The organism is Streptomyces sp. NPDC051211, from assembly GCF_040689505.1.
GTDB lineage: Bacteria > Actinomycetota > Actinomycetes > Streptomycetales > Streptomycetaceae > Streptomyces.
Window position 1 is genome coordinate 33123 of the sequence record NZ_JBFBAV010000021.1, and the last position, 18080, is coordinate 51202.

Below are 18080 nucleotides of genomic sequence, written 5' to 3' on the forward strand. Positions count from 1 at the left end.
AGGAATGCGGGGGAAGGTCAGGTCAAGCTCCCTCCGATCTACGGACAGCCGCGGCGAACCACCCATAAGGGGTGCGGGGTGGGCGCCGGGATACGGTCGGGTGGTGCACGATGACCCCGCCGCCTCCGAGATCCCCGCCGCGCCCACGCTCTTCGACTGGGAATTCGCGACCGACCCGTACCCGGCCTACGCCTGGCTGCGCGAGCACTCCCCGGTGCACCGCACCAAGCTGCCCAGCGGGGTCGAGGCCTGGCTGGTGACCCGGTACGCCGATGCCCGCCAGGCCCTCGCCGACCAGCGGCTCAGCAAGAACCCGGCGCACCACGCGGAGCCCGCGCACGCCAAGGGCAAGACCGGCATCCCGGGGGAGCGCAAGGCGGAGCTGATGACCCATCTGCTCAACATCGACCCGCCGGACCACACGCGGCTGCGGCGGCTGGTGTCGAAGGCGTTCACGCCGCGCCGGGTCGCCGAGTTCACCCCGCGGGTGCAGGAGCTCACCGACCACCTGATCGACAAGTTCGCGGGGAAGGGGGAGGCGGACCTCATCCACGAGTTCGCGTTCCCGCTCCCCATCTACGCCATCTGCGAGCTGCTCGGCGTACCGCGGGAGGACCAGGACGACTTCCGCGACTGGGCCGGGATGATGATCCGGCACGGCGGCGGGCCGCGGGGCGGGGTGGCCCGCTCGGTGAAGCAGATGCGGAACTACCTCGTCGAGCTGATTCACCGTAAAAGGGATGATCTGGGCGAAGACTTGATTTCCGGTCTGATCCGGGCGAGCGACCACGGTGAGCACCTGACGGAGAACGAGGCCGCCGCGATGGCCTTCATCCTGCTGTTCGCCGGATTCGAGACCACGGTGAACCTGATCGGCAACGGCGTCCACTCCCTCTTCATGAACCCGGACCAGCGCGCCCGCCTCCAGACCTCCCTCGCGGCCGGCGAGAGGGGACTGCTCGCCACCGGAGTGGAGGAACTGCTCCGCTACGACGGCCCGGTCGAGCTGGCCACCTGGCGGTTCGCCACCCGCCCGCTGACGCTCGGCGGACAGGACATCGCCGCCGGCGACCCGGTCCTCGTCGTCCTCGCCGCCGCCGACCGCGACCCCGAACGCTTCGCCTCCCCGGACACCCTGGACCTCTCCCGCACCGACAACCAGCACCTCGGATACGGCCACGGAATCCACTACTGCCTGGGCGCTCCGCTCGCCCGCCTGGAAGGCCAGACGGCGCTGGCGACTTTGCTGACGCGGATTCCGGATCTACAGCTCGCGGTGGAGCCGGAGGCCTTGCGCTGGCGCGGCGGGCTCATCATGCGTGGGCTGCGCACCCTTCCGGTTGTCTTCACACCCCGCTAATTAACTGACCGCAGGTCAGCGCTGCGGATCCGCCGGGACGCCCAATGTGACCTTTACGTGATCTGCGCTGCATCGACTTGTGACAAGCGTTCGAGGAGCGCTAGGTTCCGTGACCTCCCCGCTGTCACGCGAAAGGTCCACCCTCATGCGTTCCGGGAACGGCCGCCATCGTCGGCCCCGTCAGGTCCCCGCGATCGTCGTCACGGCCGGAGTGACCGGCTCCGCCCTGGCGTTGCCGCTGCTCGCCGCCACCAGCGCGACCGCCGCGGACACCGCAACCTGGGACAAGGTCGCCGAGTGCGAGAGCGGCGGCACCTGGAGCGCCGACTACGGCAGCGGAGCGTACGGCGGGCTCCAGTTCACCCAGGAGCAGTGGAAGAACGCGGGCGGACTCGACTACGCCCCGCGCGCCGACCTGGCCAGCCGCTCGCAGCAGATCGCCGTCGCCGAGCGGGTGCTGGCCGCGCAGGGACCCCAGGCGTGGGCGATGTGCGCCGAGTCGGCCGGGCTGACCCAGGACGGCCCGGCCGCCGCCGTGGACCCCGGCCAGCCGGGGGCTCCCGAGCCGGAGGCCCTCGCCCCGGTCCGCCCGGAGGAAACCCCGGACGCCGCCGCGGACTACGACCAGGCCGCCCCGGGCGGGGTGTTCACCCCCGGTGTGCCGGTGATGCCCGCGCCGCTGCCGCCCACCGAGCCGACCGCGCCCGCGCAGCCGACCGCGCCCACCGCGCCGGGCCTGCCGACCGCTCCGGTCAGCCCGCTGCCGGTGCCGGGCGACCCGACCGCTCCCGCCACTCCGGGCACCCCGGGCACTCCCGGCACCCCCACCACGCCCGGGACTCCGGGCACCCCGGCGGACCCGACCACCCCGCCGGCCGACCCCACAACTCCGGGCACTCCGGGCACTCCCAGCACTCCGGACACTCCGGGCGGTCCGACGGCCGACCCGACGACCCCGGTTGTTCCGAGCTTCCCCACGGCGCCCTCCACCCCGGCCGGCCCCGGCGTGACCGCCGACCCGACCGCCCCCGCCGCCGACCCGACCGCCCCCACCGCCGAGTCGGGCGCCACTCCCACGGCGGGCACGGAGTCCGGGACCGGACGGCACCGCGGAGCGCCCGCCGTCGAGGCGCCCGTCACATCCGACGCCGCGTCCGGGCCGACGTACACCGTCCAACCCGGCGACAGCCTGACGGCCATCGCGGATGCCAAGGGGGTCGAGGGCGGCTGGAACGCCCTCTACGCCGCCAACGAGCAGGTCATCGGGGATGACGCCGACCTCATCAAGCCGGGACAGAATCTGGATGTAAGCCCGAAATAGGGCTAGTTCGGGCGGCCGGAAAGCGCTCAATGTCCCTTTCGTGCAAGTGAGACATGTGTCTCTTCCGGTCAACTGGCGTGTCCCACCCGTGACCTTCCGCAAATCCGCCCCTCACCTGCGCAAACACCCGTTCGGGGAGCGCAAGTAGGGGCGGTTTCGCGTCCGAAACGCTCGTTGAAGATCCGGGGCAGACCTGTCTACCTTCTGAATCGCTCGCCACCGCGGGCTCCTTCGACCGCATCGCCGAATCCTGCCGGCGGACGGAGGGAACAGTCGTCGCGTCAAGCGCCGAAGGCAGGAGCGGGGGAACCAAGGTAAGTGCCGGGCCCGGCCATTGAGAGATGGTCACGGAACGGCTGGGGGTTAAGCCACGCGCTAGGTCGCGAGGCCGGGCAACTCACTCGCCCGAACCCGACAGCTCACCTCGTAGGCGTCGGTGAGGAGAAGTTCCATGCTGCTTTCCGGCAAGGGCAAGCACCGCCGCGCCTCCAAGGCCACCCGTGTCGTCGCGCTCGCCGGTGTCGTCGGCGCCGCTGCGGCCGCTCCGCTGATGGCCGCGGGCACCGCGAACGCCGCCACCGCCTCGCAGTGGGACGCCGTCGCTCAGTGCGAGTCCGGCGGCAACTGGTCGATCAACACCGGCAACGGCTACTACGGCGGCCTGCAGTTCTCCGCCTCCACCTGGGCCGCGTACGGCGGCAAGGCGTACGCCTCCACCGCCAACAAGGCCTCCAAGGCCCAGCAGATAGCCATCGCCGAGAAGGTCCTCAAGGGCCAGGGCAAGGGTGCCTGGCCGCACTGCGGCAAGGGCCTGACCAACGCCGCGTACGGCGGCGGCTCCACCGGCACCTCGAACGGCTCCGGCTCCAAGGCCAAGAGCGAGACGAAGAAGACCGAGCCGAAGAAGGAGACGAAGCGCACCGAGACCACCACCCGGTCCGAGCGCTCGCAGGCCCCGGCCCCGTCGAAGCCCGCCTCCAAGCCGGCCGCGAAGCCCGCCGCCCCGGCCGCCCCGCTGACCGGCAACGGCTCGTACGAGGTCAAGTCCGGTGACACCCTCGGTGCGATCGCCGACGCCCACGACGTCAACGGCGGCTGGCAGCAGCTGCACGAGCTGAACAAGGACATCGTCCAGGACGCCGATCTGATCTTCCCGGGCCAGAAGCTGAAGCTTTCCTGACCCCCGGTCGAACTCCTGGCACGGCACATCCGCCCGGCGCGTCACCGACGCGCCGGGCGGCGCTGCTTCCGGTGTCGATGCGGCGCCGCCGCCGGCGTCGGTACGGCCCCGGTGCGGCGTCGGTACGGCCTCGATGCGGCGCCAAATCCGGGGCTCTATGTCCCGGAAGGCGGGTATTCGGGCCCTTTTTCGTCCCAGGAGCCGGGCGGTCGGCCGGCCGACCGCCCGGAGCCGGTTAGGCTCTAGACCGGCAGGGCCGTCCCACGGCCCACGCGCCACCGCACACCCAGCGTCACATCCCAGAAGGAGATGCTCGTGCCGTCCATCGACGTCGTCGTAGCCCGGGAAATCCTGGACTCCCGAGGCAACCCCACGGTCGAGGTCGAGGTTGGCCTCGACGACGGCAGCACCGGCCGTGCTGCAGTTCCCTCCGGCGCCTCCACCGGCGCCTTCGAGGCCATTGAGCTCCGTGACGGTGACCCCAACCGTTACATGGGCAAGGGCGTCGAGAAGGCCGTCCTCGCCGTCATCGAGCAGATCGGCCCCGAGCTGGTCGGCTACGACGCCACCGAGCAGCGCCTGATCGACCAGGCCATGTTCGACCTGGACGCCACCGACAACAAGGGCTCGCTCGGCGCCAACGCGATCCTCGGCGTCTCCCTGGCCGTCGCCCACGCCGCGTCCGAGGCCTCGGACCTGCCGCTGTTCCGCTACCTCGGCGGCCCGAACGCGCACCTGCTGCCCGTTCCGATGATGAACATCCTCAACGGTGGGTCGCACGCCGACTCCAACGTGGACATCCAGGAGTTCATGATCGCCCCGATCGGCGCGGAGTCCTTCTCCGAGGCGCTGCGCTGGGGCACCGAGGTCTACCACACCCTCAAGTCCGTGCTGAAGGGCAAGGGCCTGTCCACCGGTCTGGGCGACGAGGGCGGCTTCGCGCCGAATCTCGGCTCCAACCGCGAGGCCCTCGACCTCATCGTCGAGGCCATCAAGCAGGCCGGCTACACCCCCGGCAAGGACATCGCGCTCGCGCTCGACGTCGCCGCGTCCGAGTTCTACAAGGACGGCAAGTACGAGTTCGAGGGCCAGTCCCGCTCGGCCGCCGAGATGACCGAGTACTACGAGGGCCTCGTCGACGCGTACCCGCTCGTCTCCATCGAGGACCCGCTGTTCGAGGACGACTGGGCCGGCTGGAAGGTCATCACCGAGAAGCTCGGCGCCCGCGTCCAGCTCGTCGGCGACGACCTGTTCGTCACCAACCCGGAGCGCCTGGCCCGCGGTATCGAGGAGGGCACCGCGAACGCCCTGCTCGTGAAGGTGAACCAGATCGGTTCGCTGACCGAGACCCTCGACGCCGTCGAGATGGCCCAGCGCAACGGCTTCAAGTGCATGATGTCGCACCGCTCCGGCGAGACCGAGGACGTCACCATCGCCGACCTCGCCGTCGCCACCAACTGCGGCCAGATCAAGACCGGCGCCCCGGCCCGCTCCGAGCGCGTCGCCAAGTACAACCAGCTGCTGCGCATCGAGGAGATCCTCGACGACGCCGCGGTGTACGCCGGCCGCAGCGCGTTCCCGCGCTTCAAGGGCTGAGATAGCTCTAGAGCCTCCCTACGTCCCCGCCCACGGTCCCGTACCGTGGGCGGGGACGTTCTGCGTCGTACAGGCGCGTAGTAAAGGGGAGGCGCGACATGGCCGGGAACCGGGACCGGTTCTCCACCGCGACCAGGCTCAAGCAGCTCGGCGAGCGGACCGCCGCCCACGTCTACCGCTCGCAGTCGCGCCGCCAGGTGCGCCGCAGCCGGCTCACCGGCCGGGCCGCGCTGCTGGTGCTCGTCCTCTGTACGCTGATCGTCGCCCTCGCGTATCCGATGCGCCAGTACGTCTCCCAGCGCTCGGAGATCGGGGAGCAGCAGCGGACCGCGGACGAGGCGCGCCAGCGCCTCGAGGAACTGCGCGACGAGAAGGCCCGCTGGCAGGACCCGGCCTATGTGAAGCAGCAGGCGCGCAAGCACCTGCACTTCGTACAGCCCGGGGAGATCGGCTACACCATGATCGATCCGACTGCCGAGGCCGAGGAGCGGAACCGCACCGAACACGGAGCGGCCGACCGCCCCTGGTACTCGAACGTCTGGGACGGCGTCGACAAGGCCGACCGCCCCGACCCCAACTGAATCAACCGCGAACGAAGAGACTCCTCCAGGCATGCAGACGCCCCCGCCCCAGACCGAACGGACCGAGCCGACCGACGCCGACATCGAGGCGTTCCAGCAGCAGCTCGGCCGCCCGCCGCGCGGGCTGCGCGCCATCGCGCACCGCTGCCCTTGCGGGCAGCCGGACGTGGTCGAGACGGCCCCCCGCCTCCCCGACGGCACCCCGTTCCCCACGCTCTACTACCTGACCTGCCCGCGCGCCGCCTCCGCGATCGGCACGCTGGAGGCCAACGGCGTGATGAAGGAGATGCAGGCCCGGCTCGCCGAGGACCCCGAGCTGGCCGCCGCCTACCGGGCCGCGCACGAGGACTACATCCGGCGCCGGGACGCCATCGAGGTGCTCCAGGGCTTCCCGAGCGCGGGCGGCATGCCCGACCGGGTGAAGTGCCTGCACGTGCTCGTCGGCCACTCGCTGGCCGCCGGTCCCGGTGTGAACCCGTTCGGCGACGAGGCCCTGGCGATGCTGCCGGAATGGTGGGCCAAGGGCGCCTGCGTCACCCCGTGCGGGGAGCAGAAGACGACCGAGGAGGACGCGTGACCCGGGTTGCCGCCGTCGACTGCGGTACGAACTCCATCCGCCTGCTGGTGGCGGACTGCGACCCCGCCACGGGTGAACTGGTCGAGCTGGACCGCCGGATGGTCATCGTCCGGCTGGGCCAGGGGGTCGACAAGACCGGCCGGCTCGCCCCGGAGGCGCTGGAGCGGACCTTCGCGGCCTGCCGTGAGTACGCGGCCGTCATCAAGGAGCTGGGGGCCGAGCGGATCCGCTTCGTGGCCACCTCGGCCTCCCGGGACGCGGAGAACCGGGACGAGTTCGTCCGGGGCGTGCTGGACATCCTGGGCGTGGAGCCCGAGGTGATCTCCGGCGAGGAGGAGGCGGAGTTCTCCTTCACCGGCGCCACCAAGGAGCTCGTCGCGCACGACCACCTGGAGCGGCCGTTCCTGGTGGTGGACATCGGCGGCGGCTCCACCGAGTTCGTGGTCGGCGAGGAGCACGTCCGGGCCGCCCGCTCGGTCGACGTGGGCTGCGTACGGATGACCGAGCGGCACCTGGTCGTGGACGGCGTCGTCACCGACCCGCCGGCCGAGGCCCAGATCGCCGCCATGCGGGCGGACATCGAGGCGGCCCTGGACCTGGCGGCCCAGAGCGTCCCGCTGGACGAGGCCCGCACCCTGGTCGGCCTGGCCGGCTCGGTGACCACGGTCGCCGGGATCGCGCTCGGCCTCGCGGAGTACGACTCGGTGGCGATCCACCACGCCCGGATCCCGTACGAGAAGGTCCGCGAGATCAGCGAGCGGATGCTGACGGCAACCCACGCGGAGCGTGCGGCGATCGGCGTGATGCACCCGGGCCGGGTGGACGTGATCGGCGCCGGTGCGCTCGTCCTGCTGGCCATCATGGAGCGGATCGGGGCCGCCGAGGTCGTGGTCTCGGAACACGACATCCTGGACGGCATCGCCTGGAGTGCGGCAGCCGACGCCGAGTGACGCCGGTGCGGCGCCGCCCGGAGGCGTGGCCTCCGGGCGGCGTAGCATCGAACGAGAGGCAGCGCATCACCGCAAGGAGGTGTCGTCCATGCCCGAGGCCCTCGGAATCGGGCACGTCGCCCTGACCGTGAGCGACGTGAAGCGCAGCGCGGAGTTCTACAACCGGCTGCTCGACACGCAGACGGTTCTCGACGTGGAGGACGAGTTCGGCCCGTTCGCGGTCAGTGCCTCCCCGTCGTTCGTCCTCGGTTTCCGCCGGCACGCGTCGACGGAGGAATCGCAGCTCTTCGACCCGGCGAGGGTGGGGCTCGACCACTGCGCCTTCCATGTCGCCGACCGGGCTCAGCTGGACGCGTGGGCGTCCCGGCTGGACGAGCAGGGAGTGGGGCACTCCGGCATCGTCGAGGACGCGTACGGGTTCCATCTCAGCTTCAAGGACCCGGACAACATCGCCCTCGAGTTCTTCTGCCCGGCCGCGCAGGACTGACCCGGACTGACGTTTCCGGCGTCCAAGTGGGGGTTCGGCGGGGCCTGATCGGGACCTTGGTCCCGTGATCGACAGAAAGTTCGTGAAGTTCTTCACAAGGAAAACTGGCCTGCTGGGGCGGTGGAAGGCCCTTCCGGGCCCCTCCGGGGGCCCGCAGGCCTCTTTCATGGGTGTGTTTGTGCGAATCGCAGGTGCTGCGGGTTTCGTATCAGAGGTAAGGACGAAGCTGGTGGTCCAGTCCTCTTGAGGGCCTGCAGCCCAGTTCAGGCCTGGTCTTCAACGACTTCCGTTACACCCTGGTTCCCGTTGCGCGCCATGACCTGGGTCACGTGGGCGGCGCAGTGTAGCAGAGGGTTCACAGCACCTTGTGAAGGGGCTCACGAGCGTCCCTCTACCGGGTGCTGGATACTCGTTCCATGAGCACCACGGAGCGTCCCAGGATCCTCGTAGTAGGAGGTGGGTACGTAGGCCTGTACGCAGCCAAGCGCATCATGAAGAAGATGCGCTACGGCGAGGCGACCGTCACGGTCGTCGACCCGCGGTCGTACATGACCTACCAGCCCTTCCTCCCCGAAGTGGCCGCAGGCAGCATCTCGCCTCGGCACGTCGTCGTCCCGCTGCGACGCGTGCTGCCCAAGGCTGAGGTTCTCACCGGCCGGGTCACCAGCATCGACCAGGACCGCAAGGTCGCCGTCGTCACGCCGCTGGTCGGCGAGGCGTACGAGCTGCCCTTCGACTACCTGGTGATCGCGCTCGGCGCCGTCTCCCGCACCTTCCCGATCCCCGGCCTCGCAGAGCAGGGCATCGGCATGAAGGGCGTCGAGGAGGGCATCGGCCTGCGCAACCACGTCCTCGAGCAGCTCGACAAGGCCGAGTCCACGACGGACGAGAACGTCCGCCGCAAGGCCCTCACCTTCGTCTTCGTCGGCGGCGGCTTCGCCGGCGCGGAGACCATCGGCGAGGTCGAGGACATGGCCCGCGACGCCGCGAAGTACTACACCACGATCAAGCGCGAGGACATGCGCTTCATCCTGGTGGACGCGGCCGACAAGATCCTTCCCGAGGTCGGCCCCAAGCTGGGCACCTGGGGCAAGGAGCACCTCGAGTCCCGCGGCATCGAGATCTACCTCAACACCTCGATGGACTCCTGTGTGGACGGCCACGTGGTGCTGAAGAACGGCCTCGAGGTCGACTCCAGCACCATCGTCTGGACCGCCGGCGTCAAGCCGAACCCGGTGCTGGCCCGCTACGGCCTGCCGCTGGGCCCGCGCGGCCACGTCGACGCCGCCCCGACCCTCCAGGTCACCGGCACCGACTACATCTGGACCGCGGGCGACAACGCCCAGGTTCCGGACCTCGCCGCCCGCAAGGCCGGCGTGGAGAACGCCTGGTGCCCGCCGAACGCGCAGCACGCGCTGCGGCAGGCCAAGGTCCTCGGCGACAACGTCATCTCCGGCATGCGGGGCTTCCCGCAGAAGGAGTACGCGCACTCCAACAAGGGTGCGGTGGCGGGTCTCGGCGTCCACAAGGGCGTCGCGATGATCGTCATGGGCAAGATGAAGATCAAGCTGAAGGGCCGGCTGGCCTGGTACATGCACCGTGGCTACCACGGCATGGCCATGCCGACCTGGAACCGCAAGATCCGCGTCTTCGCCGACTGGACCCTCGGCATGTTCCTCAAGCGCGAGGTCGTCTCCCTCGGCGCGCTGGAGAGCCCCCGCGAGGAGTTCTACGAGGCCGCGAAGCCGGCCCCGGCCGCTCCCGCGTCGGCTCCGGCCGAGAAGGCCAAGGCGTCCTGACGCCGCCGGGCCGACCGGCCCGGTCCTGTTCCATCCCCGAAGGGGCTGCCTGCCATCCGTGGTGCGGGCGGCCCCTTCGGCGTACCCGGGGCCCGCGCTGGGTAGTCGGAAATGTCGAGCCTTTGTGGAGGTGTTCGCCATGACCGACGCCGCGCCGCGGCTGGCCGCTCTTGCCGAGACCCTGCTGGGTGCACCGCTGCCCCTACGCGTCCGTGCCTGGGACGGCAGCGAGGCCGGCCCGCCCGGCGCGCCCGTGCTGGTCATCCGTCACCGCCGGGCCCTGCGCCGATTGATGTGGAAACCGGGCGAGCTGGGCCTGGCCCGGGCCTGGGTGGCGGGCGAACTGACCGTCGAGGGCGACCTGTACGAGGCCCTCACCCTGCTGTCCGGCCTGCTCTGGGAGCGGCCGCGGGCCGACCCGGCCGACCTGGTGGACCCGGCCGCCGAGCCCGCCACGGGCGCCCGGCCGGCCGCGAAGACGGCCCGGTCCCGCGGAGCCGGGGCCCTGGCGCTGGCCCGTGACCCGGCCGCGCGGGCCGCCGTACGCGGGCTGATCGGGCTCGCCCGGCCGCTCCCGGCGCCCGCACCGCCCCCCGAGGAGGCGGTCCGGCGGTCCGGCACGGCGCACAGCCGGGGGCGGGACCGTCAGGCGGTCCGTCACCACTACGACGTGGGCAACGAGTTCTACGCCCTCGTGCTCGGTCCGTCCATGGTGTACTCCTGCGCCTACTGGCGGCCCGGCGGCACCCTGGAGGAGGCCCAGCACGACAAGCTCGACCTGGTCTGCCGCAAGCTGGGCCTCACGGAGGGGGACCGGCTGCTGGACGTCGGCTGCGGCTGGGGCTCCATGGCGCTGCACGCGGCCCGCGCGTACGGGGCCCGGGTCACCGGGGTCACGCTCTCCCGTGAACAGGCCGCGTACGCCCGCAAACGGGTCGCGGAGGAGGGTCTGGCGGACCGGATCGAGATCCGGATCCAGGACTACCGGGACGTCAGGGACGGGCCGTACGACGCGATTTCCTCCATCGGGATGGCCGAGCACGTCGGCTCGGTCCGGTACCGCGAGTACGCCGGCGCCCTGCACGCGCTGCTGCGGCCGGGCGGCCGGCTGCTGAACCACCAGATCGCCCGGCGCCCCGATCCGGACGAAGCGGCGTACCGGATCGACGAGTTCATCGACGCGTACGTCTTCCCGGACGGGGAGCTCTCTCCGGTCGGCAGCACGGTCGGCGAGCTGGAGCGGGCCGGTTTCGAGGTCCGGGACGTGGAATCCCTCCGGGAGCACTATGCGCTGACCCTACGGGCCTGGGTGACCCGCCTGGAGGCCGCCTGGGACGAGGCGGTCCGCCTCACCTCCCCGGGCCGGGCCCGGGTCTGGCAGCTGTACATGGCCGCGTCCGCGCTGGGCTTCGAGCACGCCCGGCTGGGCGTCAACCAGGTGCTGGCGGTCCGTACTTCCCCGCCGGGCACCTCGGGCCTGCCGCTGCGGACCCGTAGCTGGCCGGCGGTCTGACCCGGTCGGCCGAGCGCGGCCGCCCGGGCGCGGAAGGCCGAAAGCGGAGGGGCCCCGCGACCGTGTGGTCGCGGGGCCCCTCCGTGTCCCTGTCCCAAGGGGGTGTCCTGCCGGGCCGGTTACTCGGTCTTGATGGCGGTCAGCATGTTCAGCCGCGCCGCGCTGCGCGCCGGCCACATCGCGGCCATCACGCCCACCAGCGCCGCGAGCAGCAGGAACAGGCCGATCCGGTCCCACGGGAGGACCAGCTGGTAGCCGGGTACGGAGGCCGAGAAGGTGGTGCCGCCGGCCCAGGCGAGGAAGATGCCGACCACGACGCCCAGGGCCGCACCGAACAGCGAGATCACCACGGACTCCAGGCGGATCATGTTCTTGACCCGGCCGCGGTCCAGGCCGATCGCCCGCAGCATGCCGATCTCCTGGGTCCGCTCGAAGACGGACATCGCCAGGGTGTTGACCACGCCGAGCACCGAGATGATCAGCGCCATGCCGAGCAGGCCGTACATGATGTTCAGCGCCAGGTTGACCATGCCGCCCATCTCGTTGCGCATGTCCTGCTGGGTGGCGACGGTGATCGCCGGGTTGTTGCCGAGGGCGTCGATGACGGCCTTCTCGCCGGCCTTCGACTCGCCGGCGGAGGTGTTCACGTACACCTCGCGGATGTACGGGTCCTCGCTGTGCGCGCCCACCGCCTTGTCGTCGACGACGTACGGGGAGAGCAGCCCTTCCATGTCCTTGTAGACGGCGCCGACCTTCAGCTGGGCCTTGGTGCCGTCCTCGTACTGGACCTGGAGCGGGGAGCCGACGGACAGCTTGTTCGACTCGGCGGTCTTCTCGGCGACCGCGACCTGGCCCTGGGCGAGGCTGCTCAGCTGTCCGCTGACCACCTCGACGTTGAGCAGCTCGCCGATGGCGGCCGCGTTGACCCCGGAGGTGGAGCGGTGCTCGCCGTTGATCTTCAGGTAGTACTCGGCCTGCTGGGAGACCGCCTTGATGCCGGGGGCCTTCGCCAGGGTCTCGGCGACGGACGTGTCGAGGCTGCCCATGCCGCCGGACATGGAGACCTTGTAGTCGGCCTTGAGCTTGTCGGTGCTCATCCGGTCCACGGCCTTGCCCATGGTGATGCCCATCACCGACATGGAGGTGACCAGGGTGAGGCCGATGGCGAGGGAGGCGGCGGTGACGGCGGTGCGGCGCGGGTTGCGCACCGCGTTCTGCGCGGCCAGCTTGCCGGGCACGCCGAACACGCGCTCCAGCAGCGGGCGGACGGCCCCGATGACCGGCCGGGACAGCAGCGGCAGCAGCACGATCAGGCCGAGCATCAGGAAGAAGCCGCCGGCCGCGACGGTCTCCTTGCCGTCCTTGCCCATGGAGACGCCGAGGAAGACGACGCCGACGCCGAGCAGACCGAGCAGGCAGCCGATGACGTTGCGCAGCACCAGCGACTTGGCGGTGGCCGGAAGGTGGGCGCTGCCCATGGCGGCGACCGGGGGGATCCGGCCGGTGCGCCAGGCCGGCACGAGGGCCGCCAGGGTGGTGATGACCACGCCGATGACCAGGGCGATGACGATCGTGGCCGGGGCGATGATCAGGTCGCCGGCCGGGATCTTGGCGCCGAGCGAGTCCATCAGGGAGCGGATGCCGATCGCCAGGCCGACACCGCTGACCAGGCCGATGGTGGCGGAGACGATGCCGACCACGCCGGCTTCGGCGAGGACGGAGCGCATGACCTGGCCGCGCTTGGCGCCGACCGCGCGGAGCAGGGCGAGCTCCTTGGTGCGCTGGGCGACCAGCATGGTGAAGGTGTTGTAGATGAGGAAGATGCCGACGAAGAGGGAGATGCCCGCGAAGATCAGGAGTCCGGTGCTCATGCCGGCCATCTCGCGCTCGATGGCCTTGGCCTGCTCGTCGGCGAGCTCGGCGCCGGTCTTGGCGGTGCTGTTCTCGCCCAGCAGCGGCTTGATCTCGGCGAGCAGGGTGGTGGCGGAGGTGCCGGCCTTGGCGCCGACCGACAGCTCCCCGTAGAAGCCGGGCTTCAGGTACAGCTGCTGGGCCACGGGGGTGTCGAAGAGCACCAGGCTGCCGCCCGCGTTGACCTGGCCGTCGTCGGTGGTGAAGACGCCGGCGAGGGTGTACTCCTTCACCGGGCCGTTGGTGGCGACCCGGACCCGGTCGCCGACCGTGTACTTGCCCTTGTTCGCGGTCTCCTTGTCCAGGGCGATCTGGTCGGCCGCGGCCGGGCCGGTGCCGTGGGTGAAGGCGTAGCGCGGGTCCTTGCCGTCCTTGACGGGGGCGTAGTTGGAGCCCTGGTTGGCCCAGCCGGTGCCGATCAGCTTGCCGTTCTCGTCACCGACGCCGGCGAAGCCGAAGACCCGGCCGGAGACGGAGTCGACGCCGGGCAGCGCCTTGACCTTGTCGAGGGTCTTCTGGCTGATGCCCGGGTCGCCCTCCCGGACGCCCTGGTCGTTGAGGCCGGGGCCGTGGGAGGTGACGGAGACGGCGACGCCGTCGTAGCTCTTGGCGGACTGGCTGGAGAGGGCCTTGCTGAGGGTGTCGGTGAAGACGAGGGTGCCGGAGACGAAGGCGACGCCGAGGGTGACGGCGAGCACCGTCATCAGCAGCCGGGCCTTGTGCGCGAGGACGTTGCGCAGGGCGGTACGGAACATGGTGGAGGAGTCCAGAGGTCAGTGGGTCGGCGAGCGGCTGGGCCGAGCCGGAGCGGAGGGTAGGGGTCGCCCGAGGCACGAGGGCGGCACCTGCCCGCAGCGGTGGCGAGGTTCAGCGCGACCCGAACGCGGGCCGCGCGGGCAGGGGCGGGGGCCTCAGCTGGTGCGGCCCTTGGCGTCGAAGGCCTTCATCCGGTCGAGCACGCCGTCGGCGGTGGGGCTGTGCACCTCGTCGACGATGCGGCCGTCGGCGAGGAAGATGACGCGGTCGGCGTAGGAGGCGGCGACCGGGTCGTGGGTGACCATCACGACGGTCTGGCCGAGTTCGCGGACGGAGTTGCGCAGGAAGCCGAGGACTTCGGCGCCGGAGCGGGAGTCGAGGTTTCCGGTGGGCTCGTCACCGAAGATGATCTCGGGGCGGGAGGCCAGGGCACGGGCCACGGCCACGCGCTGCTGCTGGCCGCCGGAGAGCTGGGTGGGGCGGTGGCCGAGGCGGTCGGAGAGGCCGACCATCCGGATCACGGTCTCCAGCCACTGCTTGTCGGCCTTGCGGCCGGCGATGTCCATGGGAAGGGTGATGTTCTCCAGGGCGGTCAGGGTGGGCAGCAGGTTGAACGCCTGGAAGATGAAGCCGATCTTGTCCCGGCGCAGCTGCGTGAGCTGCTTGTCCTTCAGGGAGCCCAGCTCGGTCTCGCCGATCCGGACGGAGCCGGAGGAGAAGGTGTCCAGCCCGGCCACGCAGTGCATCAGGGTGGACTTGCCGGAGCCCGAGGGGCCCATGATCGCGGTGAACTGGCCCTGCCCGAAGTCGACGGAGACGTTGTCGAGGGCGACCACCTGGGTCTCGCCCTGGCCGTACACCTTGGAGAGGCCGGTGGCGCGGGCGGCCACGGCCTGGGTGGTGCGCTGGGCGTAGTTCATCGTGGTCACTTCGGGTGCTCCTGTCGGGGGGCCGGGACGCGGTCTGCGGGACCTTTCCATCCTCGCCGCGGCCACCCCCGCCCCGGATCAGCCGCCGTGCCCGTTCGCAGGGCGACCGGAGTCTGACCGCCGGGGGCCGGGGGTCCTCCTCTGGTATGACGGCCGCCCGGACCGCCCCCTGACCGCCGGGGTGGCCCGGGGTGGCGTACAGGGTGGCGGCGGGCATCGAAATCCCGTCATTCCCGGACTGGGCGTGATCGACACCGACAGGGGGCCGACCCCGGGTTCTGCTCCCTGACGACCCCTCAAGCGCCAATAAAATCAGACAACATCGGAATGACCGTCACGTGGAGTGAGCGGAGTTCCGGATAGGCTCACCATTGCGTTCAAGGCTTTATGTACGAGCGGCACGGCCTTGCCCGGATGGTGGAATGCAGACACGGCGAGCTTAAACCTCGCTGGCCTTCGGGCCGTGCCGGTTCAAGTCCGGCTCCGGGCACTTCCGCCTCCTCCCGGTGCCGCCCTCTTTATCTCCTGCGCTTCGCCCTGCCTTCTCCTAAGATCCTCCTCCAGCAGTAGGGTGCTTTTTTTGCGAGCGCATTACTCTTGTTGCAAGGCCGCGCACGGTGGCCATGGAGGAGTGAGATGAGGAGCAGCAACCCGGTCTTCTCGCGACGGGGGTTCAGCCGCGACAACGGGGGCTACGCGGGCTTTGACGCGCAGCCGCAGATGCAGGCCGGTACCGCGGCCAACCCGTACGCGACCAACCCCTACGCGACCGACCCGACCACGGGGATGCCGCAGGCCCCGGTCACCGCCAACGCGATGACCATCGACGACGTCGTGAGCCGTACGGCCATGACGCTGGGCACGGTCGTGCTGACGGCCGTCATCTCCTGGATCGCCCTTCCGGTCGACCCCGCCAACGTCGGCAAGTCCTACGGCATCGCCATCGGCGCGGCGCTCATCGCCATGGTCCTGGCGCTCGTCCAGGCCTTCAAGCGCAAGCCGGTGCCCGCGCTGATCCTGGGCTACGCCGCCTTCGAGGGTGTCTTCCTCGGCGTCATCAGCTCTGCGACCAGCACGTACATCAGCCCCGGTGTGGTCGTCCAGGCCGTGCTCGGCACGATGTGCGTGTTCGCCGGCGTGCTGTTCGCGTACAAGATGCGCTGGATCCGCGTCACCCGCCGCTTCTACGGCTTCGTGATGGCCGCCACCATGGGCTTCATGCTGCTCATGGTCGCGAACCTGCTGTTCTCGGTGTTCGGCGGCGGCGACGGCCTCGGCTTCCGTTCCGGCGGCCTGGGCATCCTGTTCGGCGTCATCGGCGTCATCCTCGGCGCCTGCTTCCTCGCCCTGGACTTCAAGCAGGTCGAGGACGGCGTGACCTACGGCGCCCCGCGCGAGGAGTCCTGGCTGGCGGCCTTCGGCCTCACCCTGACCCTGGTGTGGATCTACCTGGAGCTGCTGCGCCTGTTCTCGATCCTGTCCGGCGACGACTAGCCGGACCGGCAGACGTCTGCCTCCGGCATGGGGAAGGCCCCGCGAGCACCGCTCGCGGGGCCTTCCCTCGTCTGGGACGGAGGGGGGATCAGCCGAACTTTCTGGCGGCCCGGCGCAGGTCGTACTCGTGGAGGATGGCTTTGGCCTGGCCGTACGAGAGCTCGTACGCCCCGCGCAGCCAGCTGATCTTCTCTTCGAACCGGACGAGGGAGGGGCCCTCGTCGACGGCGCGGAGCCAGTCGGACAGATCACGACCGGTGGTCTGGGGGATTCGGTCGATCATGTTGCGGTGGGTCTGCTCGGAGAACTCTACGGACATGGGCGCCTCCGGGGGTATCGCCGTCGTGCTGTTCTCTTCACGCCACCGTGCCGCAGTGTTCGCCCGTTGGCAATGGTGCCGGGACGGCGCGTAAGGTCGGCCGGGTGCTTGATACTTCACCCCTGGACGCCGTTGTGGAACGTTTCGCCGACCGGTTGAGGGCCGCGCCGCAGAGCCGGCTGCAGCGGGGTGCGGCGGCCGAGGGGCTGGCGCTGGCGCGGGAGCTCTCCGCGCGGGCGCAGCGGCTGGAGGGGGCTGCCCGGCCGCGCGAGATGCCGGACGCCGGGATCTTCGCGGTGGGGGACCAGGTGGCGGTCGCCGGTCGGGACCTGGCCGAGGCCCTGCGCGCCCTGCCCGCGGATGCCACGACGGCCCCGTCCGGGGGACTGGACGAGGCCGTGCGGCTGGTGGAGCAGGCGGAACTCAGAGCGATGCGATGACGCGGTCCGCGAGGATGTAGACGTTGTTGTCGGGGTTCTCGGAGTCCCCGCAGGAGAAGGTCAGCGCGTAGGCGCCGGAGATCCCGGAACCGCCCAGCAGGACCGGCGCGGTACCCGAGCGGAGCGCCTCGGCGAGCCGCTCGGCGGTCTCCCGGTGCCCCGGGGTCATGCAGAGCGTGGTGCCGTCGGTGAACACGTACACGTCCAGGGTGCCGAGCGGGCCGGGACGGACGTCGGCGAGGGCCGTACGGGCCTCTGCGAGCTCCTCCAGGCGGCTGACCGTGCGCTCGTGGTCGGCACCCGGGTTCGACTGCACCGGCACGAAGTCCGGGTGCGAGGGGTGCCGGCGGCGGGCGGCCGCCAGCTCGGCGGAGTCCGCGGCGTGCTCCGGGTACTCGTCCTCGAAGGCGGAGTCGTCGCCCGGACGCGGGTCCAGGCCCACCATGTCCGCCTGCCGGGGCAGGAAGACCGGGTTGTCCTCGCCCAGGCCGGGCAGGCCGCCGAGCAGGGACGGCGCGTCGGCGGCGTCACGGGCCTCCTGCGCGGCCCAGAAGGCCCGCGCCTCGGCCAGCTCGCGCTCGCGCTCCTCGGCCAGGGCCTCGGCCACGGCGGCTCGTATCTCGGCGGCAGGGGTTTCGACGGCGCTGCGGGCGTGCGGGACGGTCGCACCGCGGGGGTGGACCGACGACGCGAGCTCACCGCGCAGGGCCGTGACCTGCTTACGGAGGCCGTGGACGGCGTGCAGCGCAGCAGCGCCCACGGCCGTGGCAGCGGCCGTGGTCAGCAGCAGGGCAAGAGACATGGCGCTCACTGACTAACTCCTGAAGTGATTCGATCCCCCGACTTCCTACATCAGCTTGACCTGAC

General features: G+C 70.9%; 16 protein-coding genes, 1 tRNA gene and 1 riboswitch. Of the genes, 13 read left to right on the plus strand and 4 right to left on the minus strand.

Annotation, left to right across the window (positions count from 1 at the left end; genetic code table 11):
- Positions 1–103 precede the first annotated feature (103 nt).
- The 10 genes from AB0447_RS21160 to AB0447_RS21205 all read left to right on the plus strand — a co-directional run bounded on the left by AB0447_RS21160 (position 104) and on the right by AB0447_RS21205 (position 11364).
- Entirely contained in the window at positions 104–1360 is a 1257-nt protein-coding gene (locus tag AB0447_RS21160) for a cytochrome P450 (protein ID WP_366478236.1), read from the plus strand.
- A gap of 145 nt (positions 1361–1505) precedes the next feature.
- On the plus strand, positions 1506–2681 hold the full coding sequence (locus tag AB0447_RS21165; RefSeq protein WP_366478237.1) for a transglycosylase family protein: 1176 nt from the start codon (positions 1506–1508) through the stop codon (positions 2679–2681).
- A 276-nt stretch (positions 2682–2957) separates the two neighbouring features.
- Positions 2958–3129, plus strand: a riboswitch (cyclic di-AMP (ydaO/yuaA leader).
- Positions 3130–3132: 3 nt separating this feature from the next.
- Entirely contained in the window at positions 3133–3861 is a 729-nt protein-coding gene (locus AB0447_RS21170; protein WP_366478238.1) for a transglycosylase family protein, read from the plus strand.
- Positions 3862–4170: 309 nt separating this feature from the next.
- The gene (eno, locus tag AB0447_RS21175; protein ID WP_366478239.1) at positions 4171–5457 is read left to right on the plus strand and encodes a phosphopyruvate hydratase; all 1287 of its coding nucleotides are present in this window, start codon (positions 4171–4173) and stop codon (positions 5455–5457) included.
- Positions 5458–5555: 98 nt separating this feature from the next.
- Positions 5556–6038, plus strand: coding sequence for a septum formation initiator family protein (locus AB0447_RS21180; protein ID WP_366478240.1), 483 nt, complete (start codon positions 5556–5558; stop codon positions 6036–6038).
- A gap of 31 nt (positions 6039–6069) precedes the next feature.
- Positions 6070–6615 (plus strand): DUF501 domain-containing protein, encoded by a 546-nt coding sequence (locus AB0447_RS21185; protein WP_366478241.1) that lies wholly within the window; start codon positions 6070–6072, stop codon positions 6613–6615.
- A complete protein-coding gene (locus AB0447_RS21190) occupies positions 6612–7565 on the plus strand; it encodes a Ppx/GppA phosphatase family protein (protein WP_366478242.1) in 954 nt (317 codons plus the stop codon). Before AB0447_RS21185 ends, AB0447_RS21190 begins: the two co-directional genes overlap by 4 nt.
- An 88-nt stretch (positions 7566–7653) precedes the next feature.
- Entirely contained in the window at positions 7654–8052 is a 399-nt protein-coding gene (locus AB0447_RS21195; protein ID WP_366478243.1) for a VOC family protein, read from the plus strand.
- 416 nt (positions 8053–8468) lie between these two features.
- Positions 8469–9851, plus strand: a complete 1383-nt coding sequence (locus tag AB0447_RS21200) for an NAD(P)/FAD-dependent oxidoreductase (RefSeq protein WP_366478244.1) — start codon at positions 8469–8471, stop codon at positions 9849–9851.
- Positions 9852–9990: 139 nt separating this feature from the next.
- On the plus strand, positions 9991–11364 hold the full coding sequence (locus AB0447_RS21205; protein WP_366478245.1) for a cyclopropane-fatty-acyl-phospholipid synthase family protein: 1374 nt from the start codon (positions 9991–9993) through the stop codon (positions 11362–11364).
- A 119-nt stretch (positions 11365–11483) separates the two neighbouring features.
- Here the strand turns inward: AB0447_RS21205 and AB0447_RS21210 are convergent, their stop codons facing one another.
- Both AB0447_RS21210 and AB0447_RS21215 read right to left on the minus strand, forming a co-directional pair.
- Positions 11484–14030: an FtsX-like permease family protein gene (locus AB0447_RS21210; RefSeq protein ID WP_366478246.1), complete on the minus strand. Its 2547-nt coding sequence runs from the start codon at positions 14028–14030 to the stop codon at positions 11484–11486.
- Positions 14031–14186: 156 nt separating this feature from the next.
- The gene (locus tag AB0447_RS21215; protein ID WP_366478247.1) at positions 14187–14960 is read right to left on the minus strand and encodes an ABC transporter ATP-binding protein; all 774 of its coding nucleotides are present in this window, start codon (positions 14958–14960) and stop codon (positions 14187–14189) included.
- Positions 14961–15368: 408 nt separating this feature from the next.
- Here AB0447_RS21215 and AB0447_RS21220 point away from each other — a divergent pair.
- Both AB0447_RS21220 and AB0447_RS21225 read left to right on the plus strand, forming a co-directional pair.
- Positions 15369–15450: transfer RNA gene (locus AB0447_RS21220), tRNA-Leu, on the plus strand.
- Between the two features lie 146 nt (positions 15451–15596).
- On the plus strand, positions 15597–16454 hold the full coding sequence (locus AB0447_RS21225; RefSeq protein WP_366478248.1) for a Bax inhibitor-1/YccA family protein: 858 nt from the start codon (positions 15597–15599) through the stop codon (positions 16452–16454).
- An 88-nt stretch (positions 16455–16542) separates the two neighbouring features.
- On the opposite strand, the gene AB0447_RS21230 is transcribed toward AB0447_RS21225, so the two are convergent.
- Positions 16543–16773 (minus strand): DUF4287 domain-containing protein, encoded by a 231-nt coding sequence (locus AB0447_RS21230; protein WP_366478249.1) that lies wholly within the window; start codon positions 16771–16773, stop codon positions 16543–16545.
- A gap of 104 nt (positions 16774–16877) precedes the next feature.
- On the opposite strand from AB0447_RS21230, the gene AB0447_RS21235 reads away from it, so the two are divergent.
- Positions 16878–17213 carry a hypothetical protein gene (locus AB0447_RS21235; protein ID WP_366478250.1) on the plus strand — a complete coding sequence of 112 codons (336 nt, stop codon included), beginning with the start codon at positions 16878–16880 and terminating at the stop codon, positions 17211–17213.
- Here AB0447_RS21235 and AB0447_RS21240 read toward each other — a convergent pair.
- Positions 17197–18015: a hypothetical protein gene (locus tag AB0447_RS21240; RefSeq protein WP_366478298.1), complete on the minus strand. Its 819-nt coding sequence runs from the start codon at positions 18013–18015 to the stop codon at positions 17197–17199. The two genes, AB0447_RS21235 and AB0447_RS21240, sit on opposite strands and share 17 nt — an antisense overlap.
- Between the last annotated feature and the right edge of the window lie 65 nt (positions 18016–18080).